This window comes from Ochrobactrum sp. BTU1 (assembly GCA_018798825.1).
Taxonomy (GTDB): Bacteria; Pseudomonadota; Alphaproteobacteria; order Rhizobiales; family Rhizobiaceae; genus Brucella.
Genome location: CP076355.1, coordinates 1,634,783 through 1,657,425 on the forward strand (window position 1 = coordinate 1,634,783; position 22,643 = coordinate 1,657,425).

Consider the following 22,643-nt stretch of genomic DNA (forward strand, 5'->3'; position numbering starts at 1 on the left):
TCATGAACGTAAAGCAGACGCCGGACTCATCCGCAGTGTCATCAACGCCGGAACGAGCGAAACCACTGCCGCAACCGCGATAAAGCCAATAACAAGCCAGACATCGCTCATTGCAAATTCCACCGGCATCCTGACTGCTGTTGTTGCTGTGAGCCATGATGTGATGGCACGCGCTGCCGCATAACCGATTGCCAGTCCAAGAAAGATTCCAAGCATCAGCAGAAAAAACAACTCACCCCAGACAATCGCCATGATGGAGCGAACCGGCGCACCAAGCGCCCGCAGCGCACCGATTTGACGCTTTCGCACGCCTATATGCATGACCGCAACCAACAACAAAGCAAAAACCACAATCACCTGCGTACCGATTGCGATACCAAGCAGCAGGCGGCGTGCATCTCCCAATGTCGAATAGAGCCGGGTGAGAACCTCTGCCGGGAAGATCGCCAATGTGCGATCAGAACGATATTCCTGCCGCAGCCGATAGGCATCCGCAATGGTCTTTGGCTTTACAAGAATAGCCGGAACACCAGGGCTATCAGCATCGAAAGCCTCATCAAGCGGCGCATTGACGTCGATTTCGTGATCATGGTCATGCCTCTTTTCATTGATTAGCACACCAAATCCGTTACCCAGCTTTTCAGCATGGTCGCCATGCTCGTGCTCTTCGTAAGCTTCCATGCCATGTAGCTGCCAGACAGTGCGAATGGGAACCAGAATAGACCGATCCCATGCAGTGCCGGTCGCAGCCATTTTGCCAGCTACATGATAGCTCAGCTCCGTATGTGCATGTCCGCCAGTTTCAACAGTTCCATGCATTGGATTGACTTTAGCGCCGACAGCTAGATCGACTGCCGAACCAATAACCGCCTCCCCCAGACGTGCGAACATCGTGCCTTCGGCGAGCTGTGGTGACAGGGCGGAAATAAGCTCGGTTGTCGTGCCAACAATGGGAAAGCCCATCGCGCTGTCGCCAAAGCCGATTGGAGCCGCGAAGGCCACGCGCTTGTCATTTGCAAGTTTGCCCAGCATCGCACCCGACATAAGCGGCAGAGGCGATGGCTGCAAAAAGACCGACGAAAGTGTGAGTTGCGTGTCACTTCCTGCGGCACCGATCACAAGGTCAAACTTGTCAGATGCCCGCGCCGTGCCAAGCCGCACAGCCCGTTCCTGCACGGTCACGACCGAACTTAATGCAACCGACAATGCCAGCAAAACGATGATGGCGACAGCACCACTCCAGAAGCGGCGCAGATCCGCAAGAATGAATGCGATCATGACAATTCCATCTCCACGCTGTCGCTTACAATCTTTCCGCCCTCAAGGCGGATGCGGCGCTGCAAATATTGCATCAACTGCGGATCATGCGTGACGACCACCAATGTCGCCTTTTCTTCGGTGGCAAGCCGAACCAGAAGCTCAGCGACATCCGCCCCAGTTTTCTGATCAAGGCTTGCTGTCGGCTCATCGGCCACGATCACGCCGGGCTTAGAAAGAAGCGCACGCGCGATAGCCACGCGCTGCATCTCACCGCGCGACAGCGTTTCGATATGTTGGTCGGGGCGAGCTATTCCGACTGTTTGAAGCAATTGAAGAGCGCGCGTGCGATCGTCAGCTTTCACCCCAAAACTCAATTTGAGTGGCAATAGCACATTGGACAGTGCCGAAAGGCCGGGAAACAAGTGAAAATCCTGCATCACCAGACCGATGTTGCGCGCACGAAATGCATCACGCCTGAAGGAAGACAGGCTGCTGATTTGCGTTTCGCCCCACACCACTTTGCCGGATTTCACAGGTTCGAGCCCCGTTATGGCGTTGACCATCGTGCTTTTGCCCGAGCCGGAGGCACCGGTAATTGCCAGATGACCACCAGCAGCCAGATTAAACTTTTCAATGGAAAGCACGGGGAGAGCCAAACCTTGAAAGCGCACTTCCAGATCGGCAATATCGAGCGACAGGCCCGATGGCTTGGCAAGCATCATCGTCAGACCGTTTCGAAAGAAGCATCACGCAGACGAAGCTGACTGACGAAACCCGTTTCAGGATCTGTCCATGAACCATATTCCAACGTACCGCGCGTCAGAATCGGCGCGTTGAACTGTACGAACGTCTGTTTGGATGCCAGATAGACGACCATAATATTATCGGGCCAATCCGAATCTGACGAGCAGAATGGGCAGATCGACATCGGAATTTCGGTCAGTACGAAGAAATTGGCTTCAGCCTTGAGTGGCGGTGCCATGAACCCGCTGATTGCCACTTCCTTGCCGGAAGCATTTTTGACCTGATCGGAAAATTCCAGACCAAGAACGCCAAAGCTTTTATACAGATTGTCAAAGCCAAGCTGCTCTGCGGCTTGTACCCTGTTTGCAACGCACATCAAAGGCGCAGTTGCCAATGCACCAAGCATGAGTTGCCTGCGATTGAAATGCGGTCCTGTGCGCATCCTATCCTCCTGAAGGTACGTGGACAGGCGGAAAACCCGCCTGCCCTTACTCAAACGAAGATTACTCAGACTTTGCCTTGCCGAGCGCAAAGGTGTCAGCAAGCACACGGTAAACATCGCTCTGTTCCATATAGCCGCGAAGACCCTCGGAACCTGGACCCGTTGCCTGAAGAACAACGTCATCGACAGCGTGAACGCCGGTGTCATCTTCCTTAGGGATGTTGCCCTGAACGAAGACTGCGCCCGGAACATCCTTGTAAGCCTCATTGGCTACATATTCGCCCTTCTCGTTCTTAACGGCCGGCACGAAGGCGCCATCCATCTTTGGACGGAAGGTTTCGTAATGATCCGGGCCGTTATTGGCGGCGAGGAACAGACGACGCGAAACATCAATGCGATCCGGGTAACCGTCGCCATTGGTGTCTTCGTAATTCGGGAATCCGGCGGCATCGTAAGTGCCAACCTTTTCGCGCATTTCATCGCCCGGCTTTTCATCATCAACTGTTCCAATGATGGCAACGCCATGGGTATGATCGCCGGTGACGATAATCATCGTGTCCGGGTTCTTTTCTGCAAATTCGCGGGCAACGCCAACGGCCTTGTCGAACTCGATGGTTTCGACAAGTGCGCGATCCCAATCAAGCGGATGGCTCATCTTATCAACCGATGCGCCTTCAACCATCAGGAAAAAGCCTTCTGGGTTCTTGGAGAGCTTTTCAAGAGCCGTCTTGGTCATTTCCACCAGACCTGGCTGGTTGGGGAATTTGTCGACCGTACCCTTCTTGAGGAATTCGCGATCAAGCGTAACGTCGAGGTTGCCGGTATGGAAAAGACCGAGGAGCTTGTCCTGGTTTGACTCACCCGATGCAGCAAGCTCGTCCTTACTTGTGACCAGTGCGTATCCGGCATCCTTGAACAACTGGATATAATCCTTGTCGTCCTTGCGCTTGGAACCTGGAACATCCTTTGCAAGGAAGTAAGCAGAACCACCACCAAGAATGACGTCAGGCTTCACATCATACATCATTCCAACAATATCAGCCTTGTCGGAACGCTTGCGCGTATGTGCGACCAGCGCGGCTGGTGTGGCGTCCTGAAGTTCGGATGTCGAAACAATGCCGATGGACTTCTTGGTTTCACGACGCATTGCTTCTGCAATGGTTTCAACCTTCGGGTCGTCCTGGCTGTCAGGCGTACGGTCGGCATAAACGCCAAGTGCATTCACGCGTGACTTATGGCCGGTCATATAAGCAGACATGGTGTTGGCACTGTCAGTCGCAATCGAATGGGTAGAAGACGTTCCGATGAAAGCAACAGGCGGAATATCATCCATGTTGAGGCGACCATTGGCCTTACCCTCACTCATGCCCTTCGACATGATGCGCGCGCCTGTACGGTGAGCAACCGATAGACCGTCAGCAATCAAGAAGATGATGTTCTTGGCTTTGGCTTCATTGCCGGTCGCATAGACATCCCAATTGACCGACTTGGTCTCGTCGCCTGCAGAAACTTCAACCTTGTAGTCACCGGCCTTGCCGATTTTCAGTCCGCGAAGAATGAGAGCGGAACCCAAAACCTTGTCTTCTTCGCCTTTTTCTTCAGCGGTAAACTCGGCTTTGCTGCCAAATACAGCTTCATAGTCCTGGCCATTAACGGTAACTTTCACGTCCTCTGGCTTAACGACCTTATCGAACTCAACCTTGAAGTCGAAGGGCGAATTGACAAGGATTGTCGCCCGGTCAATTGGATAGACGGTTGCAGCACCAGCCGCAGTCGTCAGCATGGTTGCTGAGGCGAGAGCAAGAAGCAGTTTGCGCATATCAGAAATCCCCACTGTGTAATGCGTGTGAGGGTCAGATAAGAAAGCTAGATGACGCTGGTATAACAGTTTGCCGATTAATTGGTAAAACTTGCTTTGCCGGCTATTGAGAGGGCAACTCACCCACTAAACAAGGAGTCTGCCGCCCACAAGAACAGGTTATTTAATCCAACTATTTGTTTTTAAATAATAATTTTTCAAAGTCTCTCGTATTCATGCAGGTGTAAAAAACTTGGGCTAATTGTCTGCGATCAATCAGACAGGTGACATATGATACACAAAACGCTCTCGATCATTCCATTGACGGCACTTCTTCTCAGCACAGTCCTTCCTGTCTTTGCGCAAGAAAAAGTGTCCGCGTTGGTCGGCGAGTTTGTTCTGCCTACGGGCCTGAAACTCAATGGCGTTGAGTTTGGCGGCATTTCCGGTCTTGATTACGATCCGGCCCAAAATATCTATTATGCAATTTCTGATGACCGTTCAGAGAAGGCACCTGCCCGTTTCTACAAACTAAAACTCGATATTGACGCATCCGGCATTCACGGATTGGATATTCTGGAAACCAACACCCTGCTTGATGCCGAGGGAAAGCCTTTTGCAATCAAGGATGTCGATGCGGAAAGCATTCGCTTCAACGCTCAAAGCCAGACGCTTTACTGGTCCAGCGAAGGCGACCGCAAAGGCAAGCCTTCTGTTCGTGAAATGAAGCTCGATGGAAGCTTTGTTCGTGAATTCAAACTGCCGGAAGCGTATTTGCCAGATGAGAATAAAACGCGTGGCACGCGAAACAATCTGGCTTTTGAAAGTCTCGCCATCACAGCCGACGGCAAGACGCTGCTTGCAGGCACTGAAAATGCTCTCGCTCAGGATGGCGAGATTGCCACGCTTGATAAAGGCAGCAAGTCGCGCATCATCTCCTTCGATATCGCATCGGGTCAAGCAACCGCCGAGCATGTCTATGAAACTGATCCGGTTTTCGCAAAGGCAACGCTACCGCCTTTCTGGAACGACAATGGATTAAGCGAGTTCATGACGGATGGGTCGAATCTTCTCACTGTGGAGCGAAGCTACGCTCACGGTGTGGGCAATCGCATCAGCATTTATCGCGCATCCTTCGAAGGTGCGACTGATGTGAACAGCAAAGCATCGCTTGAGGGGATCGCAGCCAGACCGTTGAAGAAAGAACTCTTGCTGCGTCTTGATGAAGGTAGGTTCGGCCTCGATATCGACAATATCGAATCCGTCACATGGGGTCCGGAAATCGATGGTGCGAAAACGCTGGTGATCGCGTCCGACAATAATTTCAATGCCGACCAGTTTACCCAGTTCGTCGTGGTCAAGCTTCCTTAGCAGCTGTCATCAAACCTTAATCGTGATGATAATCACCCGTCACAGGGCCCCTTTAAGGACCATTGCGTTTGTTTTCGCAATTTAGGGGGTCCCTTATGCGCCTTGGTTATCTTCTCGCTTCCATTGCCACGATTGCTATGACGTCTTCGGCCATGGCTGAAGAGACATTCACCGCTAAACTGGCAGGTCACGCCTATCTGCCAGCTTTGACGCTGATAACACCGCCTGCCGATGCCCCTCGCGACGCCTGGGTTTCCGGCAAGTTCACCGGCAAGGCACGCAATGACAAGCCAATGAGCGTCATGGGCGATGTCGGCAAAGCCTATGGCAGCCACACCACCGGCATCTCGCTTCCCTTCATCGGCCAGCCGGTACAGGGCATGTCAGGCTTTGCTATGAATCGTGCAGCCGATGGCAGCATTTTCACACTGACCGACAACGGTTTTGGCACCAAGGCCAACAGCCCGGATGCACTGCTGTTCTTCCACCGCATGAAGCCTGATTTTGAAACCGGCAAGGTTGAGCGCGTGGAGTCGGTATTTTTGCGCGATCCCGACAAGAAAGTGCCGTTCCGCATCGCTTATGAAGGCACCGATGGCCGTTACCTGACGGGTGCGGATTTTGACCCGGAAAGCATTCAGTATCTCAATGACGAGATCTGGATTGGTGATGAGTTTGGCCCTTACATCATTCGCGCTGGTCTCGATGGCCGCGTGAAAGCCGTCTATCCAACCATGCTCGATGGTAAGCAGCTGACCGGGCCAGATACACCGGGCGTCGTCGTGCCAGCGGTTGCCGGCAAGGATTATCGCGTTCAGCGTTCGGGCGGCTATGAAGGCATGGCATTGCAGCCAAAGACCAACCAGCTCTGGGCCATGCTTGAAAAGCCGCTTTATGACGACAGCGGCAAGCCGGAAGGCGATTTCCTGCGCGTCATCACTTTTGACACCGGCAAAGGCGAATGGACTGGCAACAGCTACCGCTTCCGTCTGGCTGAAGGCGCAACTGCTATTGGTGACTTCAACTTCATCGACGACACCCGTGCGCTGGTCATCGAGCGTGACAATGGCGAAGGTGATCCGAGCCTTGAGTGCAAGACCGACGATCTTTCAGCCTGCTATCCCCTACCGGCCAAGGTCAAGAATATCGTTCTCGTCGATACATCAAAGATCGACGCTGACGGTTACATCCACCGTATCGGTCATATCAATCTGATGGACATTCAGGACCCGGACAACAAGGCAATCTTGAGCACCGCAGCAGCACGCGACCTCAAGGGCAAGTTTACCTTCCCGTTCTTCACCATCGAAGACGTGATGCGCGTAGACGATACTCATATCCTGATCGCCAATGATAACAATCTGCCGTTCTCGGGCGGTCGCCAGATCGGCGAAGCTGCAAATAACGAGTTTATCCTGCTCGAAGTCGCAGATTTCCTGAACGCCAAGTAAGTCTCGTTCTGAACCAATGACGGGCACTGCATATTGCAGTGCCCGCTTGCGCATTCTGCAAAATAAAGACATTGCTCAGCTCGATAGTCGGCAGACAGCGAAGAGCAGAGAATGACCGTTAGAGAAATCGTCAAATTTCCGGATGCAGCCTTGCGTGCAGTAGCAGCACCCATCACCGCTTTTGATAGTGATCTGCGTGTTCTTGCACAGGATCTGCTCGACACGCTGCGCGCAGCACCTGGCATCGGCATCACAGCTCCACATATCGGCGTTCTGACGCGCGTCGTGGTGCTGGAGCTTTCCGGCCCCGGCAGCGCCAAGACCTACATCAATCCTGAAATCACCTGGGCTTCCGATGAGAAAATTCGCCATCAGGAAGGAAGTATCTCAATGCCAGGTGTGGTGGACGATGTTGAAAGAAGCGCCCGCATTCATTTGCGTTATCAGGATATCAATGGCACGGGGCAAACTGAAGAATCCGATGGCTTTCTAGCTGTATGCCATCAACACGAGATCGATCAGCTCGACGGCATTTTCTGGCTTCAACGTCTTTCAAAGCTCAAGCGCGATCGCCTCATCAAGCGGTACCAAAAGCTTTCGAAGTAACTGCCAGAACAGCAATTCGGTGAAACGTTTCGCAGCTGTCTGGCCGGGATAGGTGCAGTTCTCTGCAACTCCGTCCAAAAAAACACTTGTAGGTAAGCCCAAGCATATCATTCGGACTAGGGCTTTTGCAGTGTTGGTGTTGCCGGAGTTTTCTTAAATCGAACTGCACCCGGATTTTTAGCAAGCCCATAGCTCGCGAAGGGATTACGCAGTGTTAGCCACCCGGCTGGCAGTTCATGTTCGTGAATGCCGCAAGTTCGTTCTTGTTCTCACTGAAGCCGAAAGCTTTGATGGTCAGTTTGCCAATCATCGTATCGTTGCACAGCATGATCGACGTTGGCTTTTTACCTGCTAGCGTCATATCGCAAATCCCGCCGAAGCTTTCTTGTCCGGTTTCGTTTTGCGTCCCGATTAATAGACCGCATTTCAGCTTCGCTTCAATGCCGAGCGCTTTGAGATCGTTCGCAAACTCATTGCTACGTTCTGAGATTTCGTTTGCGCCAGTGATATCACGCACCTTTGAAGGTTCGTCAGCCAGTGCTGCATTCAAAAAAATCAAACCGGCAGTCACAAAGCTCGCCAATCGGACATACATGTCTTCGTCTCCTAAACTATAATCAGAACTAAAATCGCCGAACAGTCGATCAATACAAAACATTCGCCTGCGTCCAGTCCCTATATGAGTTAAGGTGAACACATTGGGCAAGTTTACATCCATCTACTTTTGCCAGACCCTGTAGGCAAGCGGGATATTCTAAATCTCCGCCATTAACGCATGTGTCGGTATTTGACCAAGCGGCTCGTCACAAAATCCAGAAGTCCAGCGCACAAGCATGCCACCCCGGTCTCAGTTTTTGCTAGTTGCGTTGCGATCAACGCGTTGTAAGGATCATCAATGATGATCCCTGTTCCTGCGTAATAGTGGGCAGTCAGTAGTGGTACCGCTTCAGGGGCGACATCCCAGTACCCAAAAATTAGCTTCGCGTTTCACGAGCTCCGTACCGGATGGCTGCACACACGATAATCGCCATACTTGCCAGAAGAACCGTCACACACTCAAATAGTCCGTCGTAGCCCGCAGTCATGATCACTGGGGTACTGAGCAGTGGCGATATGAATTGGCCTGCAAAAACCGAGGAGGTCAGTATTCCCCCGGCCAATCCCCGTCGATGCTGCGGTGCCATTGCGAGTGTCAGCGCGACGAACGTCGGCGAAACTGCAGCATAACCAGCACCGATTAATGCCGCGCCAGCCAAAATGAACAAAGCCTCGCCCGAATTCAACAACAGCAGAAAACCAGATGCCATAGCAGCATAGCCAAATGCATAGACACCGGCATAGCCTATGGTGCGCTGTATCCGCGAGTAGGCCAATGCTACTGTGCCTCCGCTCAGCATCAAAAGACTGAGCGTCATACCCGTCATGCTGGCACTGCTGTAACCTTGGGCATCGAGGAAGAACGGCAACTGCGTAGGCATAATGAAGAAGAACATGTTGGTTACCGACTGCAGGATGACCAACCCAAAAAAAAGCAGCGCCCATTTCGGCTTCCCCTCCGATCCCGGCAAATGGGAAGCCCGGCCAACGTCTAATGACCGCCGCGGCTCCACGATCGCCGCCCATGCAAGCGGCAGCACCAGGAGTGCCAGCCCGTACACACCAAAGACCCATCGGGGCGACACTGTAGCGACCAAGCCCGCTAATAGGATGAGAACCAAACCGCCAAAATTTCGTGCGGAGATTTGCAGTCCTGTCAGTGTACTCCTAATCTCACCCGAAAAATAATCGCCGATCAGTGCTGTCTGCGCTGTCATGATAAATGCGACGGCAACCCCCAATACAATTCGACTAAGGAATATGGTCAGCAAGTCAGGGAGATACAATCCGGCGCTGCCCGCGATTACAAAAAGAATAATGCCGACAAGTAGCGGAACGCGCCGTCCAATCCGATCCACGACGAGCCCTACCAAAGGCGCTAGAAGCGCAATGCTTAATGAGGGGGCCGTCACCAAAAGCCGCGTCAGCAATTCAGAATGGGGTTCATCTACGAATAAGTGCTGCAATCCGGGCAGCGCCGGGCTGATCGTTGCGTTGGCCATCACCGTTAACGTCGCCGCCATCAACAGCGCAACAGCGCGATTGTCTCGCCAGATAGCCACTTCAGCCGCCTTTGGCATATTATCCATCTTATTTCCCTTGCCATATTCTTTGCTTCAAGAGATCGTACGACTTTAAGTCAACTTGAGGTCAAGTATGAAAACGATGGATATTGGTGAAGTAGCTGAACGCGCTGGCGTACAGCCGTCTACCCTTAGATACTATGAGGAAATTGGATTAATCCGATCGGTGGGAAGGCATGGATTGCGGCGGCAGTTCGATAAAGATGTTTTGTTGAAGCTATCCCTGATCGCGCTTGGCAGAGCGGCAGGTTTCTCACTCACCGAGATTGCTACAATTCTTGGACAAGAAGGCCGTTTAGAACTTCCGAGGGAAGAGTTGCGTGCGAAGGCCGATGACTTAGACAGACAGATGGCTGGGCTGCGCGTTTTGCGTGATACACTTCGGCATGTTGCTGACTGCAGCGCAACGAGCCATCTCGAATGTCCAACCTTTCGTAAGCTCCTGGATTCAGCCTCTAAAATTGCGGTACCACGAAAAGCACCTTCTAATGGACGAACCCATCTTAGATCGTAGGACCACCATGTGAATTTGGTTTGGCGGGATGACAGAAAGGATTGAGCGGTTGAGACTGAAGAATGCGTGTCAAAAGAGTTTTCTGTAAGGTAGAACAAGCCATATCAAACCTTGCCTTTTATCAAAGCAAGGGTCGCGGCTTTCGGTAAATTCTAATGTGGGTACAGCTGCAGAATTGAAAGCTCAATGCCCACCGGAAGCTGACATTCAAGCCCGATACTGATAATGGCTGCCTTGTGCCAAAAGCAGGCGTGTGCACGAAGGGCCGTTCCCGCACCATGGATGGCCACTTAAAACTGGCGAGAGTCATTTCCTTCAATTATAAGACAGTCGCTTCCGCATATGGCGAAAGCGTCGTGGCAAGATCAATCCTACAGGTCTCGAATGAACAATCGTTACGGAACACTGGCTTCTTGGGTCTATAATCTGGATAAGCCGGTCGGACGTTCATTTGGCGATGTGGAGTATTATCAGCAACGCCTTGGGGAACTCGAAGGTCCGATCCTGGAACCTGCGGTCGGTAACGGTCGAGTTTATGTGCCGTTGCTCGAGTCCGGATTCTCAATAGAGGGATTTGACGCGTCTAACGAGATGCTCGGTTACTGCCAGGAGGAATGCAGGAAGAGGAACCTCTCTGCGAGGGTGACACGACAGACATTCGAAGGGTTCTCCTACAGCCAACGCTTTGCAGCCGTCATCATCCCCGCGGGATCGTTTCAGCTGGTCACGGATACCACCTCGGCGATCACTGTACTGAGGCGGTTTTATGATTATCTCATCCCCGGCGCGAAATTGTTCCTGGACCTCGATGCAATAGGCAGTTTCTTTGGGCCAACAGGGTCAGTTCGAAGCTGGAAAACGGAAAACGGCGATCTGCTCACTCTCTCGGATCATCGGGTGGAAACAGATTATATCGCGCAGACCACCCTAGCCCATCTCCGCTATGAGCTTTGGCAGGATGGAAATCTTGTGAAATCCGAACTCGTTTTTTTTAAGTTGCGGTGGTGGGGCGTCGAAGAGTTGTCGATGGCTCTTCAGCGCACCGGCTTTGTCGATGTGGTTGTATCAGGCAACTACCTGCACGGAAAAGCCCCACGCAAGGACGATGAAATCATCAGTTTCGAAGCGCGACGACCCGAGTAAGCCGAGATGCGCTTTCTAATGGCCGCGGAATCGAGTGGCCTGAATAGGCGATCAAGTCTGCCGCAACCACTCACGGTGAAAGGTCCACACCTGATCCCCCGCACCCGCTTCCTTCGTGGACGCTGAAAGCGTCATAAATCGAGCGACCGGTTTGTGGCAGGTGTGAAATGCCAAGCGAATTTGCGGGATTGGGCGCCTTCCTGGCGACTGCTAACAACGTCAAGAATAGCGCGCGAACCCGGACCTCGCACATGAGCGCGGCCACAAGCAGTAAGGGTGTAAAGCTATGCGCCGAATTATCGCAGTGATCGAATTCCAGCGAGTTAACAGACAATCTGCGAGCGGCATAGTCCTTAGCGATGCGCAGATTGGACGAACGATCGATCCGCCCAATCGGTGATATATAGCTCGTTTATTGTCGCGTGAGCGTAAGGACGCCGTTGTCAAGGTAATGTAGCTTGACGGTTTTGTGATCGACAGGAACTATTGTTCCCCAAACATCGTCTCGGCAAACCACGCTAAATCCGCCCTTAATGGGCTGTTGATCCGCGTCATCCGGATCAGCCTTCCACGGTGCCAAGCTGGGGGAAGTTGAACAATTGTCGATCGAAGGATCAATCGGCCGAATTTTCGTACCCTTGGTCCAGGTAATATCGTTTGGGCCAAAATGGATGATTGCGCCCATATATTGAGGGTCATTATCTACGAGGGCCTGGACGCCCTCTTTCGGTACTGAAACGGCCTTGACTTGCCAGCTTCCATTCAGGCTGGAGTAGTTGAAGTCAGCGGCGAGAGCGGGAACGCCCAAGCTGGCCATACCAACCGCGATGGAAATAATGTGAGATTTCATCACTCTGCTCTCCCTTTTGTGTCTGATACTAAAATACATTTCGCAAAAGACATAACTCGATCTGATAACTCCGAACGTTGGGTCCAACAGATCAAAGCGACTGATTGCTCCAGCATCTCTGCTCGCGGTGGCGACAAGTTTTTTCACTGCCCTGATATTAGCTGCATGTGCACGCATTGCAAATTGCCGTTCACGCAGTTGCGGTATGTCTGCGCCAGCCAGGCAGCTTCCGATCCTCAACTCAGACGATCAGGCCCATCATGCGTGTCCGAAGCTGCCGTTATTTTCTATTCCCAGGGTAACACTCGAAAACCGAGTAGTCTTGTTTCCCAATGCAAATTGCTTGCAGTAGAAACCCTCACGCAGTCGGGATGGTGCCACCATCCACCACATGCTCGGTCCCGCTAATGGCCGACGCCCGATCGGATGCCAGAAAAGCGATGAGATTTGCTACTTCTTCCGGCTCGGCGGGCCGACCCAGAGGAATGCCACCAAGCGACTTCATGATCATTTGCACACCGCCGGCATAGTCGATGCCGGCTTCTTTCGCCAATCGCAGTGCCAGGCCATTGGATTTTGGGCTGGCGATCCATCCGGGGGAAACCCGGACCACCCGTACTCCTCTGGGTGTGACCTCCTTAGATAGGCTTTTGCTGTAAGTGTTCAGAGCTGCCTTTGCGGAAGCGTAGGCGGTTGTTGCTTCGGGGAGCGGCAGCCGGCTCTGGATAGAAGTGACATGAACAACAACCCCGCCGCCTTGCGCGATCATGAGGGGGATCAGGGAACGATCGAGCCTGATTGCAGGGTAAAAATTGAGGGCAAACTCCTTTTGCCAATCCTCGTCACCAAGTGCTGCATAACCGCCTGCCGGCGCGGATGAACCACCCAGAACGTTGACGAGAATGTCCACCCCGCCAAGTTGCCTATGCACCGCCTCGATGACGGTCTGCGCACCTGCGTTGGTGGTGAGGTCGGCCGCAACGAAAGGCTCATCGGAAAAGTCCTCAGGTTTGTTGCGTGCAGTTGTCAACACGCGGGCACCTAATTCTCGGAAGAGAGCGACAGTTGCGGCTCCCGTGCCGAGCGTCCCGCCGGTAATCAGCGCGCGGCGGCCTTCCAGTGTGAGAAACGATGTCATATCGTGATCTCCAGCTCGGTGATCTTTTCGTTCACCAAGACAAAGAAGTAGCGCAAGTCGACCGGGCTTCCCGGAAAATTCCCAACAAGGTGACTGATTACCAATGTCTTGCCGTTCTCAGTCGCGATGAAGAAGGGCTCGACCGTATAGCTGTATTTTTTGACCGAACCTTCCTTCCAGGCGCGGATAGCATCCAGACCGATATGGGTCTTGCCCTCGTCCTTGACGATCGCGTCTTCGGTAAAGCACGCGGTGACAGCGTCGGTACCGTCATCGCGGTCGGCGGCAAAATAATCTTCGATGCTTTTGGGAAGTTTGACAGCCATTTGGGCTCTCCAGGTCAAGTGTGTAGCCTTGCTGACTACTCGCCGGTTCTTCCAAGAACCGCAATTGTCAGTTTAGACCTGGACGACTGATGTGATAATTAGGATAAAGCGGGACGACGAATTTCGAAAGTAGGGATAATGGCGCGATCTATTTTCATCGAGTTCGATGCCGTTCTTGCCATCGCGAGGCGAGGATCCTTTCGCGCCGCCGCACTCGAGTTAGGCATGTCCACGACGGCTTTGAGTAACGCGATTGCCAAGCTCGAAGAACGCCTCGGAATTCGCCTGTTCAATCGCACGACGCGAAGCGTGTCACTGACTGATGCCGGACAGACCCTTGTTGAGCGGGTGGGACCAGCGCTGACTGACATTCATGACGCAATGCATGCGGTGCAATCGCTTCAGGAGACACCGATGGGCACCTTGCGCATCAATGCTTTTGCTTCCGCTGCTCGAGAAATCATCGCTCCACTTATTTTGTCCTTTCTTAGGCGGCACCCGCAGGTTCATATTGATCTGGTCACTGAAGGGAGGCTGGTCGACATCGTTGCCGATGGCTTCGACATGGGACTAAGACCGATCGACCTCGTTCCAAGCGACATGATCGCTGTTTCTCTGGGTGGCGCGCGCAGCAATGCGGTGGTTGCGTCGCCCGAATTTGTGCGTGCACACGGCAAGCCAATCGTTCCCACCGACCTCTATCGCTTCCGCTGTATACCCGCGCGCTTGCCAAATAACGCGCTCTTCCGATGGCGCTTTGAGAAGAACGGCGAGGCCGTGCAGATTGACGTGCAAGGCTCCATAACCCTGGATGAACCAAGCCTCGTTCGAATTGCCGCTCAAAATGGAATTGGCCTTGGCTATGTCATGGAAGCAGATGTGCGTGAGGACATAGCGCGGGGACGTCTCGTGCGTGTTCTTGAAGATTGGACACCCCCCCTTGCCCCTCTCGCGCTCTACTATCCAGGCAGGAAAAATCCACCTGCTGCGTTCAGTGCCTTTATCCAAGCCGCACGGGAATTTTCAAGTCGGTGGCAGGGGAATCCCACATTGTAATCCTTGTCGATTGCTGAATTGTCCGATTGTTCGGCGAGCTTGTCTAATCGCTGTCAGTCGGCTGCCTTCCCGCGTCTCGGAATGCAACCAATTCAAAGCAGCCTGACTTTCTTTGGAAGTTCACGGAATTTTGGTTGATCTACCATGCAGCGTGAAAACGCGGCATGGTCTCGAAGTTCAGAAGCTCGGTCACGTCTTTGGAGTGGCGCAGCGAATTACCGTACTCACAGCGCCCCTGTTGCAAGTTCGAACCCCTCATCAAGCCATCCAGCGATACCGCCAGCCATGATCTTGACCGGTCGATCGAGCTCAGCCAGCCGCAAGGCACCGCGTGCTGCGCCATTGCAATGTGGGCCTGCGCAATAGGTGACAAACATCGTGCCCTCAGGCCAATCGGAGAGTTTTGATCGGATTATCTTACCATACGGCAAGTTGATCGCTCCTGGCACATGACCTTTTGCAAACAGGGCGGGGCTTCTCACGTCGAGCAGAACAAAGTCCGCCCCTGTGGACAGAGCATCGTGAATGTCCCAGCAATCGGTTTCAAAAGTGAACTCGGACGCAAAATGCTCACGTGCAATGTCGCTGGGAGCAGCCGGAATACGGGTAACTGCGGATGTCATCATGTTCTCCTTCTATCGCACTCAGATCTGACATGCCGCAGCATAGCTTGCCAGATGGCATGAATGACAATATACGTAACTATCATGTCAACTACTCCACAAACGCCTGAAACTACCACGGGTCCATTGGTTGCTGCCCTCCTCTACGATGGGCTTTGTACGTTCGAGTTCGGTATTGTCGCCGAAGTCTTCGGTCTCTACCGACCCGAAATGGGGTCCGGATGGTATCGCTTCGTAAGCTGTGCCATCGAACCAGGGCCTCTGCGTGCGCATGGCGGTCTGACGATCGTTCCGGATCAAAATGGCGCTGTGTTGGAGGAAGCCGATATTATCGTTGTGCCAGGTTGGAAAGGTGCCGATATACCGGTGCCCGAGGAGCTCTGTGAAAAGCTCCGTGCTGCTCACGCTCGAGGTGCGCGGCTGCTCTCCATATGCTCTGGTGCTTTTGTACTAGCTGCCACCGGCCTCCTTGCAGGTCGTACTATTACGACGCATTGGCGTCATGCGGTGACATTGCAACAGCGTCATCCGGAACTAACCGTGGATGCGGCCGCTCTCTATCGGGCTGAGGGACAAATATTCACTTCCGCAGGAAGTGCGGCCGGAATCGATCTGCTGATTGCCACGGTGCGTGACGACTTTGGGTCAGATGCAGCAAATTCGGTTGCGCGACGGTTGGTCGTGCCTGCACATAGAAACGGCGGACAGTCGCAGTTCCTTGAACGTCCCGTTCCCCAAAGGACAACCGGAGAGATAGCCCCTCTTCTCGACAGAATTCGCAATGCACTTTCAGGATCTTGGACTACCTCCGCGATGGCTGCGGAATGTGGGATGAGTCTGCGTACATTCCTGCGTCGTTTCGAGGAGGCTGTGGGGAGTAGTCCCGGTTCCTGGTTAATCACCGAGCGTATTGAAGCAGCCAAATCCCTCCTGACGACACAAGAGAACAGTATCGAAGTTATCTCTCATGCCGTAGGCTTCGGGTCTGGTCATGCTCTCCGCCAGCAGTTCCGAAAAGCGACGGGCCTGACGCCGACCGAGTACCGTTCGCGTTTCCTGTAAGCCTTATGCCACTAAATCAGACGACGAGCTTTTAATTTTATTATATCCATCGCCCACAGGACAGAAAAATGCAGCATCCACGCGCTGTAAGATAAGCTGAAGGCAAGCTACACAGAACGACTTTATGCCCGCCTGCATTCCTCATTGCAGCTGCCAAAAATCAAGAGACTTTGTTCATGTGCACAATGACCGACGTAAGATATGCTGTCCTCAATGATGCACCTGAACTCAGTTCGCTTGTGCAGCAGACTATCCGAATTTCGAATGGTCAAGACTATCCGAAAAGGGTCATTGACCGCGTCATCGATAATTTTTCGATACAGAATGTTTGCCAACTCATCAACAGCCGAACTGTATGGGTAGCCGTCCGTGGCGGCACTTTATCAGGCACCGCCAGTCTTGATGGCAATACGGTCAGAATGGTATTCGTATTACCATCCGCGCAAGGAAAAGGCATTGGACAATGCCTAATGCAGACAGTTGAGAAGACCGCGCGCAGTCGCGGTCACAAAGTACTTCGGGTTCCGGCTTCGCTAACGGCGCGGGGCTTTTACTCCAAGCTGGGCTATTTTGACGTTCGCGAGCTATTGTATGGCGATGAGCGAACGTTCGTGATGGAAAAATCGCTTAGTTAAATGGGCAGGTCACTTGTCTCACTAAGAGATACTAGGTGTGCATGCCCATCAGATGCCAAATAAGGAAATCTTCCGCGGATCATGCTCTTGTGACAGATCCAAATTACGATTAGCAATTATTCTTAAAAATGTCTCGATATCTAGGGTTATTCTGAACTTCCGATGACGATTTTAATATATTTTTGTAGTTAAATTTTATGTACTTGATGTAATTTTCTAGAGTTCCATTCAATATAGATTGGTCTTTCGCATAAACAATCTTCATTAACATTATGTCATATAAACACATATTAGGGACATTTAGCTTGAATCTCTCACCCATACTATCAACTGATAAACTGTCAGTATCTATACTAGAACCGGGGAAATCACGTTCTTCTATAATTGATTTAGGCTTCCTGTTTATTTTTTTGTCAGGAACAGCCAATAGAATCTGAAATAACAATTTTTGTATTACATTTCTAGAAATATCTTCATTTAGATATTCAGCAATATTTATGTCTTCATTTATTGCTGCGTAAGCCCGAGGTTCTTTTCCTTTATTATATATTATTTTTCCAAATCCATAATTATCGTAATTACTATTGAAATCGTTTAATCCATATCTATTAAGTATAAAAGATAAATCCCCGACTACTGTCGATAGAGCACTTTTCTGCCCACGATGGAAGAAAACATATAAAAATGTGTCGCTAGAACAGTTAGCAGTACCTTTTTCGAAATGAATCTTTGGCGAAATCCATGTTTCCCTACGAACTATTTCGAAGAAGGATTCCACCCACTTTTTAGTTCTCGCCATCTCATTTCCATACACGCAAACACTCAAATCGGAGGGCAATCGGTTGAGCTTAAAATGTGTTGGTTTTTCTGGGGCTAAAACTTCCACAAAGAAGTTTATGAATTTTTTTTCTTCATTTTGATTACTATGTACCGCCATTAAAATAGTAATCACAGCAATGGACGTGACCGCCACCAACGCAGCCACATATTTTTTCTGAAGTACTATCAGTTTGGGGTAGATCACGGATGCCCTAATTTTGATCAATGAGCACCGCCGCTACTTCTTTCACTCCCGCCTGCACTTTTTCCACCGCGTCCACCATATGGATCATGGCATGACATGCAATCAATGGAGCTGTTCACTGAGATGCCGCCCGTCCCCAAGCGTACACCCAGTCCCGATGAAATGTGTCCGGCGACATGTCCAAATGTGCTACCCCAGGTATCCTTAGTACCGTCACGGTTCCGTTTGTCTGCACGATTGACTCTATCTCCGTCTGAACCCGAACCATTTGTTGCGCCCCGTGAACCTGTATAACCACGACCGCCACCATAGTTGGAGCCATCTTTAGCATCCAGGCTTCCGCCGCCGCCTGACACAATCATCATTTCTTCAATCGTCAGTTCACGCATAATCCTCTCCCACTATGCTTAAACAAAGCAGAATGATAGCAATCATATAATTTCTAAAACATCCTATTTTAGAGGTCCCTACTTCCCTAAGGATCGGCCTCGCCTCATAAATCGCGCTGTCGGGTCCGCTTTATTTGGATCGACCAAAGACTCAGACAGCATTGCCCAGCCCTTAGCGCTCCCGCGCAATCTGGTGTAGGCGGGTTATGTCTCATATTCACTTCAGCTTCTGTATTTTCACTGCAAAGTGGTGACTGATTGAAGTCTATTCGAATGGCGGTTCATTTCAAAAACGGCATTTTACTAAAGTGTCATCCGTCATGCCGCCAGACTTAAGCCGGCGGATAATTCGGTGAAGGAGGCGTCGCGAAGGTGATCAGGTTACCATCGGGATCACGCACTTGCGCGAGCGTTGAATAATCCCCGGGGATATCATCGCCCAGCATGATTCCCACACCACGCAACCTCTCCCGTTCTGCGGAAACGTCATCAACAACAATGAAGATTGCTCCTCTCCCGGCGATTTCGTCATCCGTCGAAATCCCCAAGCCCGCCTGATTGAAGAGCTCCCATTGAACCAGTGTGTCCATGGGTCGGTTATCAGCTTCACGCCCGAATAATTTCGTATACCAAGCTTCAGCAGCTCCAAGGTCCGCGGTCAGCAAAAATGTGTAAATCTTGTGCCGTGACATTCGTCTTCTCCGCAAGTCGAAAGATTATCTAGGCGAGCCATCCTGTCATACAGAGCTGACTTGACCTAACGTGCCGACTTACCGGTCGAGAGCGACGGACATGAGATGGGGCTAAGTCCCCAACCGATGAACGCAGAAAATCACGTCATAAAAGGCATGATATCGATGCCGTCGCCCGGAAAGACGTTGATATGTGGGTGGTCTTGAAACAGCTTTGCAGCAGCCTCCGCCGTCTCAGCTTCTACCACGAGATAGCCGCAGAAAGGATTTTCGGCTTCCTCTATACCGTGCGTTGTCACACGCGTTGTCTTCCCCACCATGCCACCACGATCAAGGATGATGGCTGCATTGCGTTTTTCCCATTCCGCCCATTGAGCTAATCCCTTTGTATCGACGGCATCCTGCTCGGCTTTTGGCAAACCCCGAAAGGAAGCGAGATCTGCAGATTTGATCGTATAGACTGCGAGAAATCGGGGCATCAGCTTTCCTCCTAAAGCGTGAAATGCCCTTAGTTTAGCTTTGCTTTAGGGGAAATAACACCTGGCGGTCCTTGCAAAGCAATGCTGTACCGCGGGACGTTGCATCGTTCTTGCTCGATAAAGCGACGCGTCAACAATTACCCAAAGGCTGAACTGCTCTAGCAAAACACCATTCGGGCTTGATCACGAAGCCGCAGCGCATCGAGCTTCTTTGATATTCACGCGTCCGGCTTGGCGATGCGGTGGTATGTAAGTTGACTGACGCCGGCATTTCGCACGACAAGCACCGGGTTATTCGATTTAAGGCCAATATGGCGCGTGGAGCGAGAATCGGACTGACTGGACATTGCCAGCACATTCCTGGTTCGGTTGAGCCGCGCCCGTGGTTTTGACTGAAATTTCTTATAATTCAAACGAAATGGACATATCAAACCACCGCCCTAACTCTTTGAAAAAGAACGGGCAATTTTTAGCTAGGAAATCTAAGTAGGAGTATTGTTTCGCTACAGTGACGATGCCTGGAAGACGACATATCTTCCTTAATGAGCGCATTCGAGTCGTTGTTGCAACTTACTCGTCTGAAAGCAGTATAGGTTGATTTTGAGACGAATGTCTACGCCAAATCGATGATGCACCCTCAATCACGGTGGTGCCAATAACTGCAAACGCAATAACGCACGCATTTCTCGTTTCTTGACCGCGGCGCCGTCATCACGCTTAACAAGAACGTTTTCCGATAGCGGTGATGGATGTCACTGGGCTTGGTTGAACTGCAAACGGGCTCCCAAGTGTCATCCCACTAAGACGTAGTTTCACCCACAGCCTAAAAGGTTAGCAAAGCTGACCCGGGTTTGCATTTTCTCTACCGACAATGTTGATCCTGCGATAGGCGCATGAAAAATTCTTCTGAGATAGTAACCTCTCGAATAGTGGTCGACGGTTTGATGCAACGACAAGCATCAATGCGAACTCAAACCATACAAATGTTGCCTCAAAGACCATCCGCGCTTGGTTGCAACCCAATATTCTAATAGCCAGAGCGAAATTCAGGTGCACCTATAATCCGCTCACGACATTGCCGAATTTGGCTCGGCCCTCCATCCGTTCTAACTTTTTGCCCATCCTGGTCCGCCGCAAGTCGGTAGGAATGGTCATGCGAACGCGCGACAGATGTAGATTTCATCGAATATCGCAGCTTTGGTCGCTACGGGACTTCGTCACAGCCGCCTTCGGGTAAATTGACGTTGCATAACCATGGAATTCGCAGTTCTTACTCTCGTGTTGACCTAGCGCTCACACACCGAACAATCTCGCCCTCGACCAGCGCACCGCCAAAGACATCATAGACTTGGATTTTTTACGGGAACAGAAGACCGATTCTCCCACAAGTATTGTTGCCCTGCTCTGCAATCCCTCTTGAATGCGCGAAAGAATCCCATAATTTCAAGTCACGAACCTGAATAGACTGCCGTCTATTATCCTTAATTCTCTTTATATTCAGGTAGATAGGAAATTTTTCATCGTGCTGGATGATGATTCAAGGCGCCTCCGCCAGGGATCCTAACCATTTGTTAACACGCGCCCCTTGCAGCAAAATAAGAATCGGACATAATGACGGTATTTAGACGGTATTAGTTCCAGTGCCGTCACTAGGGATCCCAAGTCTATGAATATCGCAAGTAAAGCAGAGCAAGTGTCGTTTGACGACATGATATTGACGCAAGGTCGAGAGATCTCGCGCAAGCTCAATCTGCTGCGTCATGAAAACTTCCCGCCAGATGCGCGCAAGAATTTGCGTCAATTCTCTATGGCAGAAGCTGCCTATTTCCTTGGTGTGTCTCCGAGCAATTTGAAAAAGCTGCATCTGGAAGGAAAAGGTGTTGAGCCGATTATCCTTTCGGGTGGACGTCGCGCATATACGATTGAACAGCTGCAGGAACTGCGTCAGTGGCTCGATCAGAATGGCCGCGCCGAGGTAAAGCGTTATGTTCCGCATCGCCGCGGCAACGACAAACTGCAGGTCATCGGCGTTGTGAACTTTAAAGGTGGTTCAGGCAAGACGACGACAGCTGCGCATCTGGCGCAGCATCTCGCCCTCACCGGCCATCGCGTCCTTGCAATCGATCTCGACCCGCAGGCTTCGCTGTCCGCCTTGCATGGTATTCAGCCAGAGCTCGATGAGTTTCCGTCGCTCTACGAAGCTGTTCGCTATGATGAGCAGCGCAAATCGATCCGAGAAATCATTCGCAAGACCAATTTCCCTGGTCTCGACATCATCCCTGCAATGCTGGAGCTGCAGGAATATGAATACGACACACCGCTTGCCATGCAGAACGGCGGCGAAGGCAAAACCTTCTGGAACCGTATTGCTGTAGCGCTTGCCGAGGTGGATGCCGATTATGATGTTGTCGTCATCGATTGCCCGCCGCAGCTTGGCTATCTGACGCTGACCGCCCTTTCGGCCGCTACATCAGTTCTCATCACGGTTCACCCGCAGATGCTTGATCTTATGTCGATGTCGCAGTTCCTGCTTATGCTGGGCGACATCCTCAAGACAGTTCGTCAGGCTGGTGGTGCTGTGCAGCTCGATTGGTTCCGCTATCTGATCACGCGCTATGAGCCGACAGATGTTCCTCAGGCCCAAATGGTTGGCTTCATGCAGAGCATGTTGGCATCTCACATGCTTAAGCATCAGATGCTGAAGTCAACAGCTATATCAGATGCAGGTCTCACCAAACAGACGCTCTATGAGGTTGAGCGCTCTTCGATGAACCGCGGAACTTATGATCGCGCTATGGAAGCACTAGAGGGGGTTAACTCGGAAATTCGTGGACTTATTCACGAGGCCTGGGGTCGTTAG

General features: G+C 51.6%; 23 protein-coding genes. 9 read left to right on the top strand and 14 right to left on the bottom strand.

Annotated elements, in window-relative coordinates:
* The 4 genes from KMS41_18935 to KMS41_18950 all read right to left on the bottom strand — a co-directional run bounded on the left by KMS41_18935 (position 1) and on the right by KMS41_18950 (position 4,265).
* On the bottom strand, positions 1-1,278 hold the full coding sequence (locus KMS41_18935) for an ABC transporter permease (protein QWK79531.1): 1,278 nt from the start codon (positions 1,276-1,278) through the stop codon (positions 1-3).
* Positions 1,275-1,982, bottom strand: coding sequence for an ATP-binding cassette domain-containing protein (locus KMS41_18940; protein ID QWK79532.1), 708 nt, complete (start codon positions 1,980-1,982; stop codon positions 1,275-1,277). Before KMS41_18940 ends, KMS41_18935 begins: the two co-directional genes overlap by 4 nt.
* A gap of 2 nt (positions 1,983-1,984) precedes the next feature.
* Positions 1,985-2,446 carry a hypothetical protein gene (locus KMS41_18945; protein QWK79533.1) on the bottom strand — a complete coding sequence of 154 codons (462 nt, stop codon included), beginning with the start codon at positions 2,444-2,446 and terminating at the stop codon, positions 1,985-1,987.
* A gap of 61 nt (positions 2,447-2,507) precedes the next feature.
* On the bottom strand, positions 2,508-4,265 hold the full coding sequence (locus tag KMS41_18950) for an alkaline phosphatase (GenBank protein ID QWK79534.1): 1,758 nt from the start codon (positions 4,263-4,265) through the stop codon (positions 2,508-2,510).
* A 270-nt stretch (positions 4,266-4,535) separates the two neighbouring features.
* Here KMS41_18950 and KMS41_18955 point away from each other — a divergent pair, with 270 nt between their 5' ends.
* The 3 genes from KMS41_18955 to KMS41_18965 all read left to right on the top strand — a co-directional run bounded on the left by KMS41_18955 (position 4,536) and on the right by KMS41_18965 (position 7,672).
* Positions 4,536-5,615: an esterase-like activity of phytase family protein gene (locus tag KMS41_18955; GenBank protein QWK79535.1), complete on the top strand. Its 1,080-nt coding sequence runs from the start codon at positions 4,536-4,538 to the stop codon at positions 5,613-5,615.
* 95 nt (positions 5,616-5,710) lie between these two features.
* Positions 5,711-7,066, top strand: a complete 1,356-nt coding sequence (locus KMS41_18960) for an esterase-like activity of phytase family protein (protein ID QWK79536.1) — start codon at positions 5,711-5,713, stop codon at positions 7,064-7,066.
* 111 nt (positions 7,067-7,177) lie between these two features.
* Entirely contained in the window at positions 7,178-7,672 is a 495-nt protein-coding gene (locus tag KMS41_18965) for a peptide deformylase (GenBank protein QWK79537.1), read from the top strand.
* A 214-nt stretch (positions 7,673-7,886) separates the two neighbouring features.
* On the opposite strand, the gene KMS41_18970 is transcribed toward KMS41_18965, so the two are convergent.
* Together KMS41_18970 and KMS41_18975 are read right to left on the bottom strand one after the other, a co-directional pair.
* Positions 7,887-8,267, bottom strand: coding sequence for a hypothetical protein (locus KMS41_18970; protein ID QWK79538.1), 381 nt, complete (start codon positions 8,265-8,267; stop codon positions 7,887-7,889).
* A 379-nt stretch (positions 8,268-8,646) separates the two neighbouring features.
* A complete protein-coding gene (locus tag KMS41_18975; GenBank protein QWK79539.1) occupies positions 8,647-9,858 on the bottom strand; it encodes an MFS transporter in 1,212 nt (403 codons plus the stop codon).
* Positions 9,859-9,925: 67 nt separating this feature from the next.
* Here KMS41_18975 and KMS41_18980 point away from each other — a divergent pair, with 67 nt between their 5' ends.
* A complete protein-coding gene (locus tag KMS41_18980; GenBank protein ID QWK79540.1) occupies positions 9,926-10,366 on the top strand; it encodes a helix-turn-helix domain-containing protein in 441 nt (146 codons plus the stop codon).
* Between the two features lie 384 nt (positions 10,367-10,750).
* Positions 10,751-11,509, top strand: coding sequence for a class I SAM-dependent methyltransferase (locus tag KMS41_18985; protein QWK79541.1), 759 nt, complete (start codon positions 10,751-10,753; stop codon positions 11,507-11,509).
* Between the two features lie 412 nt (positions 11,510-11,921).
* Here the strand turns inward: KMS41_18985 and KMS41_18990 are convergent, their stop codons facing one another.
* The 3 genes from KMS41_18990 to KMS41_19000 all read right to left on the bottom strand — a co-directional run bounded on the left by KMS41_18990 (position 11,922) and on the right by KMS41_19000 (position 13,823).
* Positions 11,922-12,359 carry a hypothetical protein gene (locus KMS41_18990; protein QWK79542.1) on the bottom strand — a complete coding sequence of 146 codons (438 nt, stop codon included), beginning with the start codon at positions 12,357-12,359 and terminating at the stop codon, positions 11,922-11,924.
* A 358-nt stretch (positions 12,360-12,717) separates the two neighbouring features.
* On the bottom strand, positions 12,718-13,497 hold the full coding sequence (locus KMS41_18995) for an SDR family oxidoreductase (protein ID QWK79543.1): 780 nt from the start codon (positions 13,495-13,497) through the stop codon (positions 12,718-12,720).
* Entirely contained in the window at positions 13,494-13,823 is a 330-nt protein-coding gene (locus tag KMS41_19000) for a nuclear transport factor 2 family protein (protein ID QWK79544.1), read from the bottom strand. Before KMS41_19000 ends, KMS41_18995 begins: the two co-directional genes overlap by 4 nt.
* Before the next feature lie 138 nt (positions 13,824-13,961).
* Here KMS41_19000 and KMS41_19005 point away from each other — a divergent pair, with 138 nt between their 5' ends.
* The gene (locus KMS41_19005; protein QWK79545.1) at positions 13,962-14,879 is read left to right on the top strand and encodes a LysR family transcriptional regulator; all 918 of its coding nucleotides are present in this window, start codon (positions 13,962-13,964) and stop codon (positions 14,877-14,879) included.
* A 224-nt stretch (positions 14,880-15,103) separates the two neighbouring features.
* On the opposite strand, the gene KMS41_19010 is transcribed toward KMS41_19005, so the two are convergent.
* A complete protein-coding gene (locus KMS41_19010; protein QWK80322.1) occupies positions 15,104-15,502 on the bottom strand; it encodes a rhodanese-like domain-containing protein in 399 nt (132 codons plus the stop codon).
* Positions 15,503-15,565: 63 nt separating this feature from the next.
* Between KMS41_19010 and ftrA the strand changes: the two genes are divergently transcribed.
* Positions 15,566-16,564, top strand: a complete 999-nt coding sequence (gene ftrA, locus KMS41_19015; GenBank protein QWK79546.1) for a transcriptional regulator FtrA — start codon at positions 15,566-15,568, stop codon at positions 16,562-16,564.
* A gap of 176 nt (positions 16,565-16,740) precedes the next feature.
* Positions 16,741-17,199 carry a GNAT family N-acetyltransferase gene (locus KMS41_19020; protein ID QWK79547.1) on the top strand — a complete coding sequence of 153 codons (459 nt, stop codon included), beginning with the start codon at positions 16,741-16,743 and terminating at the stop codon, positions 17,197-17,199.
* A gap of 109 nt (positions 17,200-17,308) precedes the next feature.
* On the opposite strand, the gene KMS41_19025 is transcribed toward KMS41_19020, so the two are convergent.
* The 4 genes from KMS41_19025 to KMS41_19040 form a co-directional block, all read right to left on the bottom strand.
* Complete coding sequence (locus KMS41_19025) at positions 17,309-18,184, bottom strand: hypothetical protein (GenBank protein ID QWK79548.1); 876 nt, start codon at positions 18,182-18,184, stop codon at positions 17,309-17,311.
* Positions 18,185-18,240: 56 nt separating this feature from the next.
* On the bottom strand, positions 18,241-18,612 hold the full coding sequence (locus KMS41_19030) for a hypothetical protein (GenBank protein ID QWK79549.1): 372 nt from the start codon (positions 18,610-18,612) through the stop codon (positions 18,241-18,243).
* A 332-nt stretch (positions 18,613-18,944) separates the two neighbouring features.
* Positions 18,945-19,304: a VOC family protein gene (locus KMS41_19035; protein ID QWK79550.1), complete on the bottom strand. Its 360-nt coding sequence runs from the start codon at positions 19,302-19,304 to the stop codon at positions 18,945-18,947.
* Positions 19,305-19,444: 140 nt separating this feature from the next.
* Positions 19,445-19,783: a hypothetical protein gene (locus tag KMS41_19040; protein QWK79551.1), complete on the bottom strand. Its 339-nt coding sequence runs from the start codon at positions 19,781-19,783 to the stop codon at positions 19,445-19,447.
* Positions 19,784-21,449: 1,666 nt separating this feature from the next.
* On the opposite strand from KMS41_19040, the gene repA reads away from it, so the two are divergent.
* Positions 21,450-22,643 (top strand): plasmid partitioning protein RepA, encoded by a 1,194-nt coding sequence (gene repA / locus KMS41_19045; protein ID QWK79552.1) that lies wholly within the window; start codon positions 21,450-21,452, stop codon positions 22,641-22,643.

Excerpts from the sequence above, each read along its gene's own strand:
- ftrA (QWK79546.1), top strand. The coding sequence starts at position 15,566 with ATGACAATATACGTAACTATCATGTCAACTACTCCACAAACGCCTGAA.
- KMS41_18985 (QWK79541.1), top strand. The coding sequence starts at position 10,751 with ATGAACAATCGTTACGGAACACTGGCTTCTTGGGTCTATAATCTGGAT.
- KMS41_18975 (QWK79539.1), bottom strand. The coding sequence starts at position 9,858 with ATGGATAATATGCCAAAGGCGGCTGAAGTGGCTATCTGGCGAGACAAT.
- KMS41_18965 (QWK79537.1), top strand. The coding sequence starts at position 7,178 with ATGACCGTTAGAGAAATCGTCAAATTTCCGGATGCAGCCTTGCGTGCA.
- KMS41_18955 (QWK79535.1), top strand. The coding sequence starts at position 4,536 with ATGATACACAAAACGCTCTCGATCATTCCATTGACGGCACTTCTTCTC.
- KMS41_18950 (QWK79534.1), bottom strand. The coding sequence starts at position 4,265 with ATGCGCAAACTGCTTCTTGCTCTCGCCTCAGCAACCATGCTGACGACT.
- KMS41_19040 (QWK79551.1), bottom strand. The coding sequence starts at position 19,783 with ATGCCCCGATTTCTCGCAGTCTATACGATCAAATCTGCAGATCTCGCT.
- KMS41_18960 (QWK79536.1), top strand. The coding sequence starts at position 5,711 with ATGCGCCTTGGTTATCTTCTCGCTTCCATTGCCACGATTGCTATGACG.
- KMS41_18980 (QWK79540.1), top strand. The coding sequence starts at position 9,926 with ATGAAAACGATGGATATTGGTGAAGTAGCTGAACGCGCTGGCGTACAG.
- KMS41_18990 (QWK79542.1), bottom strand. The coding sequence starts at position 12,359 with ATGAAATCTCACATTATTTCCATCGCGGTTGGTATGGCCAGCTTGGGC.
- KMS41_18945 (QWK79533.1), bottom strand. The coding sequence starts at position 2,446 with ATGCGCACAGGACCGCATTTCAATCGCAGGCAACTCATGCTTGGTGCA.
- KMS41_19000 (QWK79544.1), bottom strand. The coding sequence starts at position 13,823 with ATGGCTGTCAAACTTCCCAAAAGCATCGAAGATTATTTTGCCGCCGAC.
- KMS41_19010 (QWK80322.1), bottom strand. The coding sequence starts at position 15,502 with ATGACATCCGCAGTTACCCGTATTCCGGCTGCTCCCAGCGACATTGCA.
- KMS41_19035 (QWK79550.1), bottom strand. The coding sequence starts at position 19,304 with ATGTCACGGCACAAGATTTACACATTTTTGCTGACCGCGGACCTTGGA.
- repA (QWK79552.1), top strand. The coding sequence starts at position 21,450 with ATGAATATCGCAAGTAAAGCAGAGCAAGTGTCGTTTGACGACATGATA.
- KMS41_18970 (QWK79538.1), bottom strand. The coding sequence starts at position 8,267 with ATGTATGTCCGATTGGCGAGCTTTGTGACTGCCGGTTTGATTTTTTTG.
- KMS41_19030 (QWK79549.1), bottom strand. The coding sequence starts at position 18,612 with ATGCGTGAACTGACGATTGAAGAAATGATGATTGTGTCAGGCGGCGGC.
- KMS41_19005 (QWK79545.1), top strand. The coding sequence starts at position 13,962 with ATGGCGCGATCTATTTTCATCGAGTTCGATGCCGTTCTTGCCATCGCG.
- KMS41_18935 (QWK79531.1), bottom strand. The coding sequence starts at position 1,278 with ATGATCGCATTCATTCTTGCGGATCTGCGCCGCTTCTGGAGTGGTGCT.
- KMS41_18940 (QWK79532.1), bottom strand. The coding sequence starts at position 1,982 with ATGATGCTTGCCAAGCCATCGGGCCTGTCGCTCGATATTGCCGATCTG.
- KMS41_19020 (QWK79547.1), top strand. The coding sequence starts at position 16,741 with ATGTGCACAATGACCGACGTAAGATATGCTGTCCTCAATGATGCACCT.
- KMS41_18995 (QWK79543.1), bottom strand. The coding sequence starts at position 13,497 with ATGACATCGTTTCTCACACTGGAAGGCCGCCGCGCGCTGATTACCGGC.